Annotated in this window: 14 protein-coding genes and 1 tRNA gene; 4 read left to right on the top strand and 11 right to left on the bottom strand. The window is 64.7% G+C overall.

Translation table 11 applies throughout. The features are described from left to right. Positions 1-14 precede the first annotated feature (14 nt). The 4 genes from GY769_09600 to GY769_09615 form a co-directional block, all read right to left on the bottom strand. Positions 15-362 carry a histidine triad nucleotide-binding protein gene (locus GY769_09600; protein ID MCP4202177.1) on the bottom strand — a complete coding sequence of 116 codons (348 nt, stop codon included), beginning with the start codon at positions 360-362 and terminating at the stop codon, positions 15-17. 24 nt (positions 363-386) lie between these two features. Further along, positions 387-1670 (bottom strand): UDP-N-acetylglucosamine 1-carboxyvinyltransferase, encoded by a 1284-nt coding sequence (gene murA, locus GY769_09605; GenBank protein ID MCP4202178.1) that lies wholly within the window; start codon positions 1668-1670, stop codon positions 387-389. A 2-nt stretch (positions 1671-1672) separates the two neighbouring features. After that, a complete protein-coding gene (prmC, locus tag GY769_09610; GenBank protein MCP4202179.1) occupies positions 1673-2506 on the bottom strand; it encodes a peptide chain release factor N(5)-glutamine methyltransferase in 834 nt (277 codons plus the stop codon). 108 nt (positions 2507-2614) lie between these two features. Then, positions 2615-3091, bottom strand: a complete 477-nt coding sequence (locus GY769_09615) for a cytochrome c (GenBank protein ID MCP4202180.1) — start codon at positions 3089-3091, stop codon at positions 2615-2617. A 172-nt stretch (positions 3092-3263) separates the two neighbouring features. Between GY769_09615 and GY769_09620 the strand changes: the two genes are divergently transcribed. After that, positions 3264-4010 carry a hypothetical protein gene (locus GY769_09620; GenBank protein MCP4202181.1) on the top strand — a complete coding sequence of 249 codons (747 nt, stop codon included), beginning with the start codon at positions 3264-3266 and terminating at the stop codon, positions 4008-4010. Between the two features lie 249 nt (positions 4011-4259). Here GY769_09620 and prfA read toward each other — a convergent pair whose 3' ends face one another. From prfA to GY769_09655, 7 genes are all read right to left on the bottom strand, one after another. After that, entirely contained in the window at positions 4260-5342 is a 1083-nt protein-coding gene (gene prfA, locus GY769_09625; GenBank protein ID MCP4202182.1) for a peptide chain release factor 1, read from the bottom strand. A 110-nt stretch (positions 5343-5452) separates the two neighbouring features. Beyond that, the gene (rpmE, locus tag GY769_09630) at positions 5453-5662 is read right to left on the bottom strand and encodes a 50S ribosomal protein L31 (GenBank protein MCP4202183.1); all 210 of its coding nucleotides are present in this window, start codon (positions 5660-5662) and stop codon (positions 5453-5455) included. Positions 5663-5805: 143 nt separating this feature from the next. Further along, positions 5806-8430, bottom strand: a complete 2625-nt coding sequence (locus tag GY769_09635) for a hypothetical protein (GenBank protein MCP4202184.1) — start codon at positions 8428-8430, stop codon at positions 5806-5808. A gap of 2 nt (positions 8431-8432) precedes the next feature. Continuing rightward, a complete protein-coding gene (locus GY769_09640) occupies positions 8433-9815 on the bottom strand; it encodes a sigma-54-dependent Fis family transcriptional regulator (GenBank protein MCP4202185.1) in 1383 nt (460 codons plus the stop codon). Continuing rightward, a complete protein-coding gene (locus GY769_09645; protein MCP4202186.1) occupies positions 9812-12571 on the bottom strand; it encodes a PAS domain-containing protein in 2760 nt (919 codons plus the stop codon). Before GY769_09645 ends, GY769_09640 begins: the two co-directional genes overlap by 4 nt. Positions 12572-12771: 200 nt before the next feature. After that, the gene (locus GY769_09650) at positions 12772-14673 is read right to left on the bottom strand and encodes a carboxypeptidase regulatory-like domain-containing protein (protein ID MCP4202187.1); all 1902 of its coding nucleotides are present in this window, start codon (positions 14671-14673) and stop codon (positions 12772-12774) included. Positions 14674-14744: 71 nt separating this feature from the next. After that, complete coding sequence (locus GY769_09655; protein ID MCP4202188.1) at positions 14745-15518, bottom strand: ComF family protein; 774 nt, start codon at positions 15516-15518, stop codon at positions 14745-14747. 105 nt (positions 15519-15623) lie between these two features. On the opposite strand from GY769_09655, the gene GY769_09660 reads away from it, so the two are divergent. The 3 genes from GY769_09660 (at position 15624) to GY769_09670 (ending at position 17486) form a co-directional block, all read left to right on the top strand. Then, positions 15624-16166, top strand: coding sequence for a hypothetical protein (locus GY769_09660; GenBank protein ID MCP4202189.1), 543 nt, complete (start codon positions 15624-15626; stop codon positions 16164-16166). A gap of 26 nt (positions 16167-16192) precedes the next feature. Continuing rightward, positions 16193-17326: a GTPase HflX gene (gene hflX, locus GY769_09665; protein ID MCP4202190.1), complete on the top strand. Its 1134-nt coding sequence runs from the start codon at positions 16193-16195 to the stop codon at positions 17324-17326. Between the two features lie 84 nt (positions 17327-17410). After that, a tRNA-Ala gene (locus GY769_09670) sits at positions 17411-17486 on the top strand. Positions 17487-17762: the final 276 nt, after the last annotated feature.

The following is a 17762-nucleotide window of genomic DNA, read 5'->3' on the forward strand; positions in this document are numbered from 1 at the left end:
CGGCTCGAAGCCAATCAGCCCGGGGGCCAGGTGAACTTACGGCCGCCGAGAAGGTGCAGGTGAATGTGGAAGACTGACTGGCCGGCCTCCGCGAGACAGTTCGTGACCAGGCGAAAGCCCTTGGCGTCCAGACCGAGCTCGCGCGCGATCTCGACGGCGCGAGACTGAAGCGATCCCAGCAGCTCCGATTCATCCGGGGACGTATCGAGCAGAGTCGAGATGTGTCGGCGCGGGATGAGCAAAACGTGCACCGGGGCCTGGGGCTCGAGGTCGTGGAACGCGACGATGGCATCGTCTTCGTAGACCTTGTTGGCGGGGATGTCTCCAGACGCGATCCGGCAAAAAATGCAGTCCTGGCTCATGAATGGCTCCTCCGGGTGCGTGTGCTAGGAGGTTCGTTCGACGCGACGCTCGGTGCCGAGGAGGTGCAATTTCAGTTCCATTGGCTCGTAGCCGCGATCGAGGTGATAGATCCGGTCGATTACGGATTCACCTTCGGCGGCGAGAGCCGCCAGGACCAAGCAGGCCGAGGCCCGAAGGTCGGTCGCCATGACCTTGGCGCCGGTCAGCTGCACCGGGCCCTTGATCCGCGCCACATTACCGTCGACTTCGATCTCGGCGCCCATTCGGCGAAGCTCCGGCACGTGCTGAAAGCGGTTCTCGAAGACGGTCTCACAGACCGTCGAGGGACCCGTGGCCTGGGTCATCAAAGCCAGGTACTGGGCTTGCAGGTCGGTCGGGAAGCCGGGGTGGGGGGCGGTGACGATGTTTCGGGGTCGGAGCTCCGCGGTCCGGGCCACCGTTACCGCACGGTCGCCGATCTCGACCTCGCAGCCACATTCCGTCAGTTGCTCTAGCAGCGGCGCCAGATCGGCAGCTATCGCGTCTCGAACCGAGACTCTTCCCGCGGTCATCGCGGCCCCGATCAAGTAGGTGCCGACTTCGATGCGGTCCGCGAGAATCGTGTGTCGAGCGCCTGAAAGCGACTCGACGCCCTCGATTTCGATCGTGCTCTCTCCGGCCCCCGAGATCTGTGCTCCCATCTTGGTGAGGAGCTGGCCCAAGTCGCGGATCTCGGGCTCCTGGGCGCAGTTCTCGAGGATCGTGGTGCCCTCGGCGAGGGTCGCCGCCATCAGTAGGTTCTCGGTTCCGCCGACGGTCGGCGAATTGAAACGAACTCGGGCGCCCCGCAGTCGTCCCGGGCCGCCCGATCGGTTCGATCGAGTGCGGGCGGTGACATAGCCATGATCGAGCGTGATCTCGGCGCCGAGAGCTTCGAGGCCCGCTAAGTGTTGGTCTATGGGGCGGGAACCGATGGCGCAACCACCGGGGAGAGAAACCCGAGCGTGCCCCAGCCGGGCCACCAGCGGTCCGAGCACCAGAACACTGGCGCGCATTGTCTTGACCAGATCGTAGGGCGCGTCGTCGAGCTCGGAAGGAACCACGTGACGCAGCTCGAGCACTCCCTCCGAGAGCGAGCTTTCGACGCCCAGATGCTCGAGGAGCTTGCGCATGGTTCGCAGATCCTGCACTCCAGGGACGCGGGAGAGGGCGACCGTCTCCTCGGTGAGCAGGCTCGCGGCCAGCGCCGGCAGCGCGGCGTTCTTGGCGCCGGCGGCCTGGATCTCGCCCTCGAGCCGGCATGGCCCCACGATGCGAAGCTTGTCCACCTCTATTCCCGGCGCGCGACCACCACGCGCGGGATTCCCTGGTAGTCGTCGACGATGCGCTCCAGCACAAAGGCCGAGGCGTCGAGAATCTTCTCGGCTCGCCGGCTCTGAAGATGGCCGATCTCGAACAGGAGAAATGCCCCGGAGGGCAATCCGGCGAGCTCCGTGGCCAGTCTGCGAATCAAGGAGTCGGCGTCGCCCGAAGGAAACAGCGCCTGGTGGGGTTCGAAGCCACGCACTTCGATGGACATCGCTGCCGCCTCCTCGCGCCCGACGTAGGGCGGATTCGAGACCACGAGATCGAAGTCATCCAAAGCCGTCGAGCCGGCCAGATCCGCCGCCATCGGCCGGACGCTCGAAGCTCCCAGGTCTTGGGCGTTCCTGGCGGCCAGGACCAGAGCGGCGACCGACGCGTCGACGGCCGTGACCGACGAGCCGGCGAGCTCGAGCGCCAAGGTAATCGCGATACAGCCCGATCCGGTGCCCAGATCCAGAATCCTCGGTCTTGCGCCCAGCGGTAGCGCCAGCGCGGTCTCGATCAGATGCTCGGTCTCGGGCCTGGGGATCAGAACACGTGAGTCGACGCGGAAGGTGCGGCCGTAGAACTCGCGCCGGCCGAGTAGGTAGGCGACGGGCTCGCCGCGTAGCCTGCGGTCGAGGAGGTCACGAAACGCCTCCTCGGCCTCGGTGTTCACGTCGTCCTCCCAGCGAGCCAGGATTTGCGCCTCGGTCAGGTCGAGGACGTGCCCGAGAAGAAGATAGGCTTCGCGCCGGGAAACTTCGAAGGGAGCTTCCGCGAGTCGCTTGCGGCCCCTTTCAACGAGCGCGCCGATCATCACCTGGGAAGTCTACCGTGGCACCTGTGCCCACGGGAGGGGGCGGCACGGTATTCCGGTCCCGGATTCAGGGCCGCGCCGGCCCGAGAGGTTCGTGCAGCGATCCGGCTAGCGGTCCTCGGCCTCTTCCTCTTTCGGAGCCTGCTGGATCGTCTCTACGTAGAGCACGAGCTCGCGAATCTTGCGGGCCGCGCGGTCCTCACCGGCCTCGTCGGGTGAGGCCGGACTCGCCACGAGCGAGGTCTGAAAAACTTCTCCCCACACCGGCATGTCGCGGCTGCCGTGCGCCCGCACTTCCTTGCGGCCGTCGACGTACTCTGCCAATTCCTCGCCGGGGTACTCGCCGTCGTTCTCGATCGTCAGCATGCGCAGGTCTTTGGGCGCAACCTTCAGCATTCGCGCAACCGGCCCGGTCCCATCGGCTTTCTCGCCATGGCAGCTGGCACAGTATCTATTGAAGGTCACGCGACCCTTCGCCGCCATGAATCCCTTGTTCTCGACTTCCTGTTCGCCCAGCGCCGGAAGTGTCGATATGGCGGTGACGATTGCAGCCACCGTCAGAATGACTGGTGAGATTCGTTTCATGGCCCCTCCGTGTTCCGAGGAGAACTTCTCCTCATGGATCATCCTGTGGATATCTAGACTATGGTACAACGCCCGCGAAGGCAGGAGTGCCTCCCACCCGATCGTAGGGGGCTATCGGGGACCTCTCGGTGGGAGCCTCTTTCAGCGGATGATCTCGACGTAGACTGCGTCAATGACGGAGTCTTCGGAAGCCGGCAGGGTATGGGCGACGGCGCTCGCGGTGGTGGCGGTGGTCGCTCTGTTGGCCGGCGTCTACTTCGTCCATTCGTTGCTCAGCCTGCCGGGGCGAGTGGTCGAAGCCGGCCGAGAGGTCGCGGACGATCTCCGTGACCTGGCGGCCGCATTTCATCAGGGGAAAGTCGAGACGGCCTTCGTCAATCACGCGACCGAGCTCTCGGGAGGCAACAAGCTGCAGGTCGCCGAGCTCAGCCAGGTCGAGATCTACACTCGCACCGAGTCGAGCAGCGTCCTGTGGGGCACCCTCCAGCTTCCGGATGTGGTCGTCGAGGCCCGAGTTCCGGTCGAGTACGTCTACTACCTGGATCTCTCGGACGACTGGCTCTTCGAGCTCGAGGACAATCGGCTGAGGGTCAGGGCACCGCGCCTCGAGTTCAACACGCCGGCGCTGGATGTCTCTCGGCTCGAGTACGACGTCCGAGCTGCCAGTATCCTGCGCGACGAGGATGCGGCCATCACTGCGCTGCAGTCGGGCCTGACCCAGCTGTCGCGCGAACGGGCCCGACGGCAGATCGGTCTGGTGCGGGAGACGGCGCGCCGGCAGGTCGAAGAGTTCGTCGCCAGCTGGCTCGGCGCCGCCTTTGATAGCGGCGAGGCCTACGCCATCGACGTTGTTTTCGAAGGTGAGCCGGTGCCCGGTGAAGGCGCGACGCTCAGGAGTGTCTTGGAGGGCGACGGCTAGAGAGCTTTCCTTGGTTTTGCGCTACGAAGCCGACTGGGCAGTGCACCCGTCCAGGGGCCGGCTCGAGCTGGGAGGACTGCGAGGGGGCGGGCTCTCGCCTGCGCGCCGCTGCGCGCAAACCGTCAGCGACCTCCGATTCGATCTCTCGAGCGCTTGCGGCGAGCCCCCTGGTCCGGGTGCCTGCCCAGCCGGCTTGTCACGAACGCATGGCGGGGGACTCAGTAGGGGAGAAACGACGAGGTCGCTTTCTCAGCTCCGCGCCTCGGCGGCTTCGCGCATCTGGACCGCCTGAAAGTGCGTGGTCAAGGGGTCGATCAGAGCGTCGAGCTCGCCCTCCAGGACCGCCGGCAGCTTGTGCAGCGTCAGTCCGATCCGGTGATCGGTGATCCGGTTCTGGGGAAAGTTGTAGGTCCGGATCTTCTCGGATCGGTCGCCCGAGCCGACCATCTTGCGGCGCTCGGCGGTGAGCTCCGAGTCGGCCTTCTCGCGCTCGATCTCGAGCAGCCTCGATTTCAGAACGCGCATCGCTTTGGCCCGGTTCTTGATCTGGCTGCGTTCATCCTGGCAGCTCACCACGAGTCCGGTCGGCTCGTGGGTGATCCGCACGGCCGAGTAGGTCGTGTTGACGCCCTGGCCTCCGGGGCCGGATGAGCAGAAACGGTCGATGCGGAGGTCCTTCTCGTCGATCTGGATCTCGACGTCCTCGGCCTCGGGCAGCACCGCGACGGTGACCGCCGAGGTGTGAATCCGGCCCGAAGCCTCGGTTTCGGGCACGCGCTGAACCCGGTGCACGCCGGCCTCGTACTTGAGCCTGCTGTAGGCGCCTCGGCCTTCGACGATTGCCGAGACCTCCTTGATTCCGCGAATGCCGGATTCGGAGAGATCGATGATCTCTACGCGCCACTTCTGATTCTCGGCAAAGCGACTGTACATCCGAAAGAGCTCGGCGGCGAAGAGGGAAGCTTCGTCGCCGCCGGTGCCGGCGCGTATCTCCAGAACCACGTTGCGCTCGTCGTTCGGATCCTTGCGGACGAGCTCGAGCGTCAACCGCTCTTCGAGTGCGGCGAGCTGGCTGGCGAGTTTCTCCTGCTCCTCGAAGGCCATTGCGTAGAGCTCGTCGTCCTTGTTGAGCGAGGCGAGGAGCTCGCGAGTCTCTTCGGCCTGGCCGCGGAGCTTGCGGAACTCGCCCAGCAGCTCGACGATCGTCGCAAGCTCGGCCAGCTTCTTGCTCGTCTCCCCGTAGGCCTTGGGATCGGCCAGCAGCTCCGGGCTGGCCAGTTTCTCGGCGAGCTCCGAGTGTTGGGCTTCGATGGCTTCCAGTTGTTCCAGCATGGCCGTCTCTCAGGGTCTCAGTATCTCAAAGCAGTCAAACGCTTCCAATGCGGGCGCACTTCTCCGTTCCGGCGCCTAGCGGGCGCCGCCGCGAACGTCTCGGGAAGCGGCTAAGAAGAGGACTGCAGGCCGTAGCGGCGTTGGAAACGCTCGACGCGACCGGCCGAGTCGACCAGCTTCTGCTTGCCGGTGAAGAACGGATGGCAGGCGCTGCAGATCTCGAGCCTCAGCTCGGGGACCGTCGAATGAGTCTCGAAGGAATTCCCGCAGGCGCAAGTCACCGTAATGCGGTGGAGTTCGGGATGAAGGTCATTCTTCATGGGGATTCCTCGCCTAGATTGCCGTTCGAGGTGGAAAACGTCGGGATCGGGATGGATATTCCCGGCGCTTCGAGAGCCCGAGATGGTAGTTCATTTCGCACCGCCGCGCAAGTCGTCTCGGCCCACAGCCCTGCCGGTGCCGGTTACCGAAGATGCCCGTGCTCGAGCAAGCTGGGCCCGTAGAGCACCGTGTTGAGAAACAGCGGTGCGGTGCCCCGCCAGAAGAGCCTGAAACTCGGGTCCTGGGAGAAGATGACGATCGCGCCTCGGCCCTTGGGCTCGAGGCCCACCAGGAGGGACTTGCTCAGCCGGGTCTCGGCTTCCGGCCAGGCGAAACCGGCGACGACCGGATCCGTCACGGCGGCGGTCACGACGTCGCGTCGTGGATTACCGGTCGCAAGCAGGACCCTCCGGTCGTTGTAGAGCGCGGCGGGCGATCCGTCGATGCCCACGGTGAGCGGATGCGGCCGTTCGATCCGCGTCGCCAGGGCGGCGCCGGGAGTGTGGAGCTCCCGGTTCGAAGGCGTCAGTTCCGTGACCGCGTTCTCCTTCTCGCTCGGCTTGGGTGGCTGCCAGGCTTTGATCTCGCTCAACTCGCGCTCGCGCAGCCAATCGGCGGCTCGCCCAACGGCGACCAGAAGTCCGCCGTCCCGGACCCAACTCTCGATCTTCTCGGCAACCCCGTCCGGGATGGCGTCGCTGAGCTTTCCACTTGGCAGGACCAGCACGTCGAACTCTCCCAGCTCGACCCGAGACAGGGTCTCGAGCTTGAGTCGATGGTGAGGCGCCTGGACTTGCTGGTCGAGGAGGTGCCACAAGAAGCCGAACGAGGTCGGGCTGACGCCCTGTCCACCGACCAGCCCGATTCGAGGCGGCCGAACGCCGACCACGGTATCCGAACCCAGGGAAGAGCCCTTTTCCGCGTACCCGGAGCCCGCTCGCTGAACGGCGACCCCGATGGCCTGCGTCCATTCGGCCAAGCTCGCTTCGAGCGAGCCAGGATTGCCCCGTTTTGGGATGAAGATCGTGCCACTGGGGTAGAGCTCGCCCCCGAGCTCGAAGTCGTTGAGCGCGACGCGGAACGCGATGCTTTCCGCTTGGAGACGACTGACCAGTCTGTAACCGGTGAGCCCCTGCGGTCGCGCGAGAAATCCGAGCTCGCCCTCACCCTGGACTCCCGTAGCTGCCTTGCCCAGCGGCTTCAGTCCGGCGACGGTGCCGGCCGAGACCCAGGTCTCGAGGTTGTAGGCGAGAGGCAGCGACCAGGCCGTGATGTCGTAGAACTCCGCCGACCGGTTTTGCTCGACGCGCCGCCTCTGCTCTTCGAGGAACGACTGGGGCATCGACGCGTCGAGATCAATCAGCGTCCGGACCAGATTCCCGAGCGGCTGCCGCGTCGGCACGGCGAAGGTGCCGGCCGGAAAGACCTTGCTTTCGGTCTCGCCCGCCGACAGGCGGCGGGCGCGCAGCGCGGTTTCCTCTTCGAGCACGCCGATCTCGACGCCGTGGCTGGCCAGGAGCTTCGCCGCCGCCCTCGCTTCCTGCTGGTCGGCTGGCCACAGGTAGGTCATCGGACTTGCGTCGAGGCTCTGCCGGCGCGCCGTGGCGAAGTCCGCAAGGAGCTCGGTGCGGCTCTCGATCGCCGTTCGCGCGGTCGCGATCGAGGTTGTGAGGTGCCGGGCGATTCTGTCCGCGAGCGTGAGTAGCGAGCCGTCCGGGCGCTCGAAGGCCTGGCCCGCCCGGCCATGGCCCGCCATTTCGTAGGTCATGCCGATCGCACCCCGAAGGCTGGGGTAGGAGTCGCCGTAGCCCGGGTAGAAGAGGTCGAACCTCTCACCGACATAGTAGACCCAGCCACGGCTGTCGAAAGCCGCGGCGTTGGCGCGGCCGAATCTCTCCAGCCAGTACAGGGCCCTCGGGTTGATGGAAGGATGAATGGGCTCGGCCGCCGGCGGAAAGAAGTAGGTCGAGCGCGGGCTCATCTCGTGGAAGTCGACGTAGACCTGCGGATCCCAGAGCCGGTAGGCCTGAATCCGGTCTTGGGTTTCCTTCTGGGTCATCCAGGCCCAGTCGCGGTTGAGATCGACCAGGTAGTGGTTCTGGCGGCCGCCGGGCCAATCTTCGACATGCTCGGCCGATGTGGGTAGGGGGTCCGGCTCGCGGCCCCTTTGGGTTTCGAAGAAGTGGACATAGCGCTCGCGCCCGTCCGGGTTGCCGAGAGGGTCGATCAGGATGACGGCGTGGTTCAGAAGGGTGGACCAGTCCTCTTGCGCGGCGGCGAAGACCCAGGCGGCGGCCATCGCCGCTTCGGCCGAAGAGGGCTCGTTGCCGTGAATGCCATAGGCGAGCCAGACCGCGAGCGGTGTCGATTCGACGGCCTTTGCGAGCTCCGTCGAGCTCAGAGGAGCGCTCCCGGTAAGCTTCTCGAGGTTGGTCCGGATCGCCTGCAGCCTGTCCAGATTCTCGGGGCTCGAGATCGCCGCAAGCTTGAGCGGGCGCCCTTCGTAGGTCGATCCGTACTGCCAGACGGTGACGCGATCCGAACGGGCGGCCAGATGGTCCAGGTAGTGGACGATCTCTTCGTGGTGGGTGAAGCGGTGACCGAGGGGGTAGCCGAGGAATTCGGCCGGTGACGGAACCGACGCGTCGAGCGCAGGCAGATCGACCTGACTGCCGTCACTCAGCGGTGCCAGCAGCTCCACCGCTCGGGCATTCGTCGCGCACACCAGCAGAGCCGCTGCGCAGAAGGGCAGAATGCTATTAATCAAGGTTACTGCAGCGCCAGGCCGTCGATCGAGACGTTGAGCCGTTTCATCATCTCGTGGAGGGTCGTCGGTTTGACGCTCAAGAGCTCGGCGGCTCGCTTCTGCACTCCACCGGAGGCCTGGAGCGCCTTGATGATGAGTTGACGTTCGTACGAGGAGATGGCCTCCTTGAGCGAGATACCGCCGTCGGGCAGCGTCGCCGGCGGCGCCGAGATGCCGTACTTGCGCGTCACGCTCGGAGGCAAGGCCGAGCTGTCGAGCGTCTCGCTGGTCGAGAGCACCACCGCGCGCTCGATCACGTTCTGCAGCTCGCGCACGTTGCCGGGCCAGGAGTAGTCGAGCAGGGTCTCCATGGCGCCGGGATCGATGGTCGCGACCGGCTTGTCGTTCTCCTTCGCGTAGACGCCGAGGAAGTGACGAATCAGCAACGGTACGTCTTCGGTGCGCTCTCGCAGGGGAGGCAGGTTGATCGTTATCACGTTCAGCCGGTAATAGAGGTCCTCCCTGAAAGCGCCGTCCCGAACCGCCGCTTCCAGATCCGCGTTGGTGGCGGCGATGATGCGCACGTCGGCGGTGAGGGTCTCGACGCCGCCCAGACGCATGAACTCTTTTTCCTGAATGACGCGAAGCAGCTTGGACTGGGTGTCGGGAGGGATGTTGCCGATTTCGTCGAAGAAGATGGAGCCTTTGTCGGCCAACTCGAACAGACCTTTCTTGTTCGAGTGGGCCCCGGTAAAAGCGCCTTTGACATGTCCAAACAGAGTGCTCTCGAGCAGGTCCGGGGGCATCGAGCCCGAGTTGACGGTTACGAATGGACCCTGAGACCTTCTCGAGTTGTGGTGGATCGCCTTGGCTACGAGCTCCTTGCCGGTGCCGCTCTCGCCCAGGACCAGAATGTTGCTCTTGGCCGGCGCGGCCAGCTGAATCAACTCGAACACCTGTTCCATCGGCTTCGACTTGCCGATGATGTTGTCGAATCCGTAGCGCTGCCGAAGCTGAGCCCGGAGCGTTTTGTTTTCTTGCGCCAGCCTGCGCTGGTCGAGGCCGTGTTGCACGGTCAGCAGCACTTCCTCGTTCTTGAACGGCTTGGGGATGTAGTGGAACGCGCCGTCGCGCATGGCCTGGATCGCGCCCTCGACCGACGAGAAGGCGGTGATCACGATGATGACCTGCTCCGGATCTTTCGCCCGCACCTCTTTCAGGAGATCCAGACCCGAACCGTCCGGAAGCATCAGGTCGAGTAGTACGAGGTCGATCTCCTCGGCGGCGAGAATCTGCCTCGCCTCCTTGGCCGTGCGAGCGCTCCGGGTGGCGAAGCCCTCTTTGCTCAGCATCGAGGTGAGGATGTCTTGCAGGACTTCTTCGTCGTCTACGATGAGGATCTTCATGTTCGCGGGGCCGACTCGGCGAGCGGCAGCTCAACCACGAATCGGCACCCTTCCCCCGGATGATTGATCACACGGATATCGCCTCCGTGTCGCTTGATCAGATCGTGCGAAATCGAAAGGCCCAACCCTGTTCCTCCTTGGGCCATCTTGGTCGAATAGAACGGCTCGAAAATCTGGTCGAGCTGCTCGGCCGGAATCCCATGGCCGGTATCCTCGATGCCGATCCAAACCCAATCCTCGCTGGTCTCCGCGTCGATCTTCAGCGTACCGCCCTCTTCGCGCATGGCGTCGATGGCGTTGATCACCAGGTTGGTGAACACCTGCTGCAGCTCTCCCTCATTGATGTGGACCTCGATCGGCCCGGGCGGCGACCATTCCAGAGTGATTCCCTTGTCGGCCATCCGCTCCTTGAGCAAGTCGAGGCATTCGGTGATCAGCGGCACAAAGTCGCTGGACTGCCGCTCGCCGTCCCGCTTGCGGGCGAAGTTGAGCAGGTTGTTGACGATTCTGGCCGCACGGAAGGTCTGTTTCTCGACCTTCTCGAGCAGCTGGCGGCGCGGATCATCTGCCGGGGTCTCCGCCAGTAGCATCTGGGCGTAACTCGAGATGCCGGTGATGGGAGTATTGACTTCGTGCGCCACTCCGGCCGCGAGAACTCCGAGGGAGGCGAGCCGATCCTTTTCCTTGAGCGCCGTTTCCATCGCCACCCGCTGGCTCACGTCTTGAACCACGAGCACGTGGTTGCCTGATCGCTCCGGGTCCGGAAGGGACCCGATACTGGCCTGGACATAGCGCTCCTCGCCGGTCGCCGAGCGATAGCTGATCTCGCGGAGGCCCTCTCCGGGCTTGGGCAGCGACTCGATGGGGAGCACCTCGAGCAACGGCTTGCCGCGGACGATGTCGAGGCCCTGTTCGGCGAGCCTGGCGAACGCCCGGTTGGCCGAGAGAATCCGATTCGACTTGTCGAGCACCGCGATTCCGGCCGGCGAGGCGGCGACCACCTCTTCGTTGAACCTTTGAAGCCGGCCCATCTCGTCGAGCTGGGATTGGACCCGCTTGAGAAGCTGAGCGTTCTCGATGGCGAGCGCCGTCTGATTGAGGACGTTGCGAACCAGATCGACGTCGTCGCTGTTGAGCGGGATCCCGTCGGCCTTGTAGCCGCAAACGAAAAGAGCGAGGCCGTGATCTCGGACCGTGAGCGGAAACGCGTAGCGGTAGCCCGCACCGAAGAGCTCGAGCTCCGAAGGCTTCTCATCGGCCAGGCCGATCGCCGGCAGTCCATGTACCGCGGCGCTCCAGATGTCGCGCGGGAAACTCTTCAGCGGCAGGGGAGTCTCGAGGCCGCCCTCGCCGCGCCATGCGACCAGCACATTGCCGCGGCGCAGGAGTACGTTGTTGGGGCTGATATCGAGTCCGCTTTCGATCTCGTCACAGAGGCGCCGGCAGAGCTTGTCGAGATCGCGCTCGTTCAGAAGCTCCTTGCCGATCTCGGCGAGGGCTCGCCGGCGTCCGAACCGCCCCCGGTACTGCAGGCGCTCGAGCGACTGCCCCAGGCCGCGACGCGTCGGCACCATGAGACCGGCGATGGTCAATCCCGAAACGAATACCAAGAGGTTGCGTCCGAGGGCCAGGTCCTCGGGGACCAGCCGGTTGACCATGAGGTTGGCGAGGGCGAAACCGCCCACACCCAGGAGAACCGTCAATGCGAGCGAAGCCGTGTCGCGCACCAGCACGCCCAGGTCCCAAAGCCGGTAGCGCAGTATCGCGTAGCAGAAGGTGATCGGCACGATGGCGAGGAAGAGGACCGTGACCGGCGCCAGCGCGTCGGGCCAGCTGGCCCCCAGCGTTCTCGGCAGCACGTAGAGGAGCGTGAAGGGGAGGTAACCCCCGAGGAGCCCGATGGCGAGCCAGGTGGTTTGGCGCCGGGCCTCTCTCTGGGTCGTGCTCCAGAGCCGCCAGGCCATCACCGCAGCCGCGGCCAGGCCGAAGAAGACCAGGTGAATCAGCTCCAACCGGTCGAGGACACCGAGCGCTGCGGCCGCGTTGGCTCCGAAGAACCAGCGCCCTCCCGCCATCAGCAGGTCGCTCTGCAGCAGGATCAGGAACGCGGCCGGAAGATAGAAGAAGGTGACCGTCCAGTTCGAGCTCTGTCTGCGTCCGATCGGTTGCGGAAAGATCGTGAACAGATGCAGCGTCAGCGGAGCCAGCAGGACTCGCGCGAGCTCCTCGCCGACGTAGAGCAGCTTGTCGAGGAGGTCAAAGGGGCCGACCGGCGAAAACAGATACACGATGGCCGACGTGACGGCCCAGAGGAAGAACACGATCGCCGGCGCGCGCTGGTCGCGCAGCAAAGTGTACAGGCCGACCAGCAGGTAAACGCAGCCGATCAGGGCCAACACCAGATAGGCGAAGTCGATTTCGAGACCGGGCAGAACGTAGGCGAGATCGAGGATCTCGCCATCCCGCAGGATCAGGAGCTCGCTTTCGACGTGTTGGCGAAGGGCTTGCTCGAGATCGGCTGTGCGCGCGAACGAGTCGCCGTTGACCAGCAAGATCTCGTCGCCGGCAAGGAGCGGGGTCTCGGGATCCGCGGTCACGATCCGCCAGTTGCCTGCCGCTCTCTGAGCCTCGAAACCGAGGGGCTGAAAGGAGCCGATTTTCCGGTAGGAGCTGGTGGCACCACCGACCACGACCACGGCCGCGAGCAGGATGCTCACTGCCAGCACGAGTGTTCGGCCGTACGATTGATCTCTCACCGCTCTCAGATGCCTCGCGAGGGTCCCCTTACAAACAGGCTAGACAGCAGGAACCATGCCACGAATCGGATCCTTGAATCGCCCGAAAAGCCTTCCAAAGAGGGCTCTTACAAGACTTTATCCAAAAAAGTGGACGATGTGCGGCCTATTGGATTCAGCTTTTTGAGCTGCCGAATCGGCCGCGCGCCGCGGCGCGAGCCCTAGAACGTGACCGCGAGGCCGCCGGTGATCCGCTTGCGCAGCTCGTCGAAGAGCTCTTGTGAGGTTCCACCGCGACTCAATTCCATGTCGAGGTGAAGGGCGAGATCGGAGGCGAGGCGATCCAGGAAGCCGAGCTCCTGACTGACGCCGACCTGCAGGCGCTCGAGAGCCACTTCGGAGCCGACAACCTGGGCGCCGGCCAGCGGCGTCAGCTCTTGCTCCAGGCGATGGAAGGCGAAGTAGAGGCCGGTATCGGTCTCTTCGAAGCGTGTATCCACCGAGGTCACCAGGTATCGGACCTCGTTCTCGAAGGAGTCGTCCGCGGTGCGCATCAAGCCGCCGCCGCCGGCTCCGAGATTCGATTCGATTCGAGTCAGAACGTTCGGGGAGATCCTGTGGGTGACTTCGACCTTGACCTCGGGAAGCCGGTCACCGTCGACAAGGTAGAGACTGTCGAAACGGTCGAAGAAGTCCGAGTCGAAGAACAAGCGCTGGGTCTCACCGATCTTCCGGTGAATCGCGCCGACCTTGATGGTCCGATCGTCTCGCGAGCTGCGTGAGAACGACAGCTCATAGCAGTACTCTTCGGCTTCGCTGCAGCCGCGCGCGTCGCGATAGTAGGCCGGCCGAAAGTCGGCGTGTCGGTACAGCTCGCCTTCGGAGCTCATGCGACGGCTGGCGAGCGTGGACGCCTGCCAGTTTTCGCCGAGCTGCAAGACGACGCCGCCCTGGGGCGCGAGCGATACCGTTCCGTCGCGAAGCGCCGAATAGAGTCCGTACTGGACGACCACGGCCGGTTTGACTTTCCAGCCCGCGCGACCGAAGAGCTCGACGGTCTCCTGCGGCAACAGGTTATGGGCATCCGGGGTGCGGTACTCGGTGTCGCGCTCGCGGTAGCGGACTCCCGCTTCGAAGTTGGAGCGGTCGGTGATCTGGTTCTCGTAGGACCCCTCGAGCTTGAACGATCTGGAAGCTCCGGGGATGGCCTCGGGAGTGAGGTGAGCCTGGCTGTAGAAGTTGCTCTCCTCGATGTACTGGGCCGACAGACTCGAGCTGGCGCGACGGCCCAGGGCCTGGGTCCAGCTCAGCTGGTGCCGTTCCAGATTGACGGAATCGTCATCGCCGATCGAATCGGCCGGACCGGCGAGGTGGCTGCTGGTGGTGCTGAAGCCGACCGTGGAGCGCTTCGAGTTGGCGACTCGAAGGCTCAGGGCCTGGGTCGAGCCTTCCGGGCTGCGCTGGTCGAGCGTGTCACCGGCCAGCGTCGTGTAGCCGCCCTTGAGATCGATCCGCACATCGTTGACCTGACCGGTTACGTCGAACTCGGCGCCGCTGACTTGTGCTTCCCCGACATCGACGCCCTCGTGCACGCCGGTGGTAGCGCGCATCTGCGTTTGAAAGCCGGCGCTCGGAACGGTCTCATCGTATGAGGACGAGTCGTCATCGACCGCGAAGACCGGGACGACCGGCAGCTCGATGTCACGAAGCACGTCGGTGGGAATCGACTCGCGTATTTCCCAGAACGAGGCCGCCGCGCTTTCGCTATAGGCGGGCGGCTGGTTGAGCTGAACCTCGAGAAACTGCACCGCGTCCTGCGAAGCTCGGCTCAACATCACGACCGCCGGTACGAAGCCGCGCTTGAAGGCCACGATCTTGTACAAACCGGCAGGCAGGTCGTGGAACAGGAACACTCCCGAGCGATCGGTGATTTCCTTGCGCAGGCTCAAGTCGGCAAGCGCGTAGGCATAGACCCGAACCGTCGACAGAGGCGACGCCGAAGTCTCGACGCGCCCCGCGAGCGCGCCGCCGTCGGCCCGCGCAACGTCCGCGACGCCTGTGACACCAAAACTCGCGAAGATCAGCACGAGCGCGAACAAGAGTGTCTGGGTCTTCCTAGGCATAGCTAGCTATACGACTCTGAAGTATAGGGAGGTCGGCTCCCATCGTCAAAGATGTTAACCGACGTTTGTTGTTAATGTTTAGAGTCCGGCGTGCGGCAGGCCACCGCGGCTCCCACCCAACGGGCGCCCTCGGCTCGAAGAACCCGTGCCGCGGCCTCGAGGGTGGCCCCGGTCGTGTAGACATCGTCAACCAGTAGAAGGCGTTTTCCGCTCCCGCGGAAGCGCCGGCGACGGCGCCGGGCGACGAAGGCACGGCGCAGATTGTGCTTGCGACCGGCCCGGTCGAGGCCGGATTGAGGCTGCGTCGCGCGTCGCCGGACCAGCATCTCTTCTAAGAGCCAGCCCCGGTGGCGGGCCAGCGGTCGGGCGATTTCGGCGGCCTGGTTGTAGCCACGAGTCCACGCCCGACGCCAGTGAAGCGGCAACGGCACGACCGCGTCCACCTTTAGGTCCCGGGGCAAGATGGCGTCCAGCTCCCGGGCGAGGTGCCTGCCCAGGTACGAGAGGTCGTGAAACTTCAGACCTTGGATCACGGCGTTCAGAGGCTCTTCGTAGCGCCAGGCGCAGTACAGGCGATCGAGCGGCGAGCGCCTGGTCATGCACGGAACACAACGCAACGTCGTGCTCGCCTTGGGAACATGAAGCACCCGGCCGCAGAGATCGCAGGCCCCCCGGCTCGGTGAGGGGAGCGGCTCGAGTCGCCCCCTGCAACCGGTGCACAGCCCCAGGGGCATGGCGCCCGGTTCCGTGTCGTGGCAGTGCAGGCACCGGCAGGGAACGAGAACATCCATGAGGCGGTTTCCCAGGCGCTGGGCGACCACGGCAAGTGTCTCGCTTGTAGTCATGCTCAACGTCAAAGACGCGATTCGAGCCGGTATACTCGCGCTCGGCCCTCGATCCGCTAGACGGGCCACGGACCTTCACCGTAAGCGACGGTTGGGAGAAACCACTTGAGTCGAGCCAGATCCGCCTTCATCCTTGTCTTCGTTCTCTTGGTCCTGGCGCTGCCGGCCACCGCGGCGGCCGAGAGCTCCGTCTACAGCTTCAATCTCTGGGCCGGCGTCGGCGGCTCGATGGACGAGGACGAGGCCGGACTTTCGAATTCGACCTACCAGCTCGGCTTTTCGGTGCAACCCGAGGACCAACTGCTGGTCGGGCTGCGAGTCGGCGAGCTCGACCTCGGCGGCGGATTGATCGGCGGCTCGATCGATACCTCGCTCGACTACGCCACCGTCGTCGGTGAATACAGGTTCACCGAGACCTTCTACGAATCGGGCCTTTTCATAGGCCTCGGCCTCTACAGCTTGGATGGCGTCCTGCCTCTGGGCCAGGGCTTCACCGAGGAGTCGGTCGGCCTGGCCCTGGGGATCAGCGGAGAGTTCGTGCTCACGAGTCGCTTCGGTTTCCTGCTCGAGCTCTCCGGCCATTTGACCAATCTCGACAGCGTCGATACCTTGGTGATGGGGCACGCCGGTGTCGCGATTCATTTCTAGGTGCGGCCTCCTTTTCAGATAGCAGTTTGATAGAGCGATCCGAACGGCCCGCGTCGCGTGCCTTCCTCATGGGGCTCGCGCTACCGGCGCAGCCCGGCTTCGTCGTCGAGGAGAATCTCGACGAGCTGGCCGAGCTTGCCCGGAGCACGGGCATGGAAGTGGTGGGAAGAAGCCTGCAGAGCCGGCGCGCGCCCGACGCGAGAACTCTGGTCGGACGCGGCAAAGTCAGCGAGATCGCGCGCGCGGCCGACGAGCTCGGCGCGGACGTGGTGATCTTCGACGACGATCTCTCGCCGAATCAGGTCAAGAACCTGGAAGAGACCATCAAGTGCGCGGTGATCGATCGCAGTGCCTTGATCCTGGACCTTTTCGTCCGTCAGGCGCGCACTCGCGAAGCCCGTACCCAGGTCGAGCTGGCGCAGCTCGAGTACCAGTTACCGCGACTGACGCGCCGCTGGACCCACTTGTCTCGCCAGGCCGGCGGTATAGGAGTTCGAGGTGGTGAGGGCGAGACCCAGCTCGAGGCCGACCGGCGCATGCTGCGCACGCGTATCAAGCAGTTGAAGAAGGAGCTGTTCAAGATCGAGCGAACGCGCGAGCTCCATCGACGCGGGCGGCGGGGAGTGCCGATCGTCGCTTTCGTCGGCTACACCAATGCCGGCAAGTCGACCCTCTTCAATCGCTTTACCCGCGCCGGCGTTCGGGCCGAAGACCGTCTGTTCGCCACTCTCGACTCGAGGCTTCGCAAGGGCTCTCTCGGAGGCCCGGCGACGGCCGTCTTCGTCGATACCGTCGGCTTCATTCGCAAGTTGCCGCATCACCTGGTGGCGTCATTTCGCAGCACACTCGAGGAGATCAATCAGGCGGATCTGGTTCTTCATGTCGTTGACCGAAGCCACCCGAGATGGCGCGATCAGATGGACGTGGGCGACGAAGTCCTCGAGGAGCTCGGGGTCGACATGAGCCGCGTCCTGCCGGTCTTCAACAAGATCGACCTGTGCGACGGCGGTTTCGGTACCGCCAACGAGGCGCTGGCGGTCTCCGCCGCGACCGGCGAGGGCATCGAAAAGCTCAAGGCCGTTCTGCTCGAGCGGATCGAGAGCAACGGCGCGGGCGCGAATGGCAGCGGCGCTCTGGCGGCTGACCACCAAGACCTGTAGCGGTCGGACGCCGCCTCGCCATCCTTGTTGACACCCTTCAACACCCGGGGCTAGACTCTCGCTCCCGCGTTCGCGGGCATTCCTGGGGCCGTAGCTCAGTTGGGAGAGCGCTTGAATGGCATTCAAGAGGTCGTCGGTTCGATCCCGATCGGCTCCACCAGTTGAGTTTCTGACGCCGAGTCGGTCAGGGTGTTTCCCTTGGGGCCCCGGTTGCCTGGGCAGGCGAGTAGGGTACAAGTAGGGTCGATCAAGCTGCCCTTCCGGAGGCCTCTCAGCCCGAGGCGCCGTAGAGGGCTCCAGCCCGTTGTAGACTAGCGCCGTCTGTGCCGACGCTTGATCGCTCGTACGCCCGGGTAGTCTCTACTCACCGCTCCCATCGGCGCTTCCAGATGGATCGAGGGCGTCCTACCGCCTGCTCGTCTCCGCAGGCTTCGGC

The sequence above is a fragment of the bacterium genome, from assembly GCA_024224155.1.
GTDB lineage: Bacteria > Acidobacteriota > Thermoanaerobaculia > Multivoradales > JAHEKO01 > CALZIK01.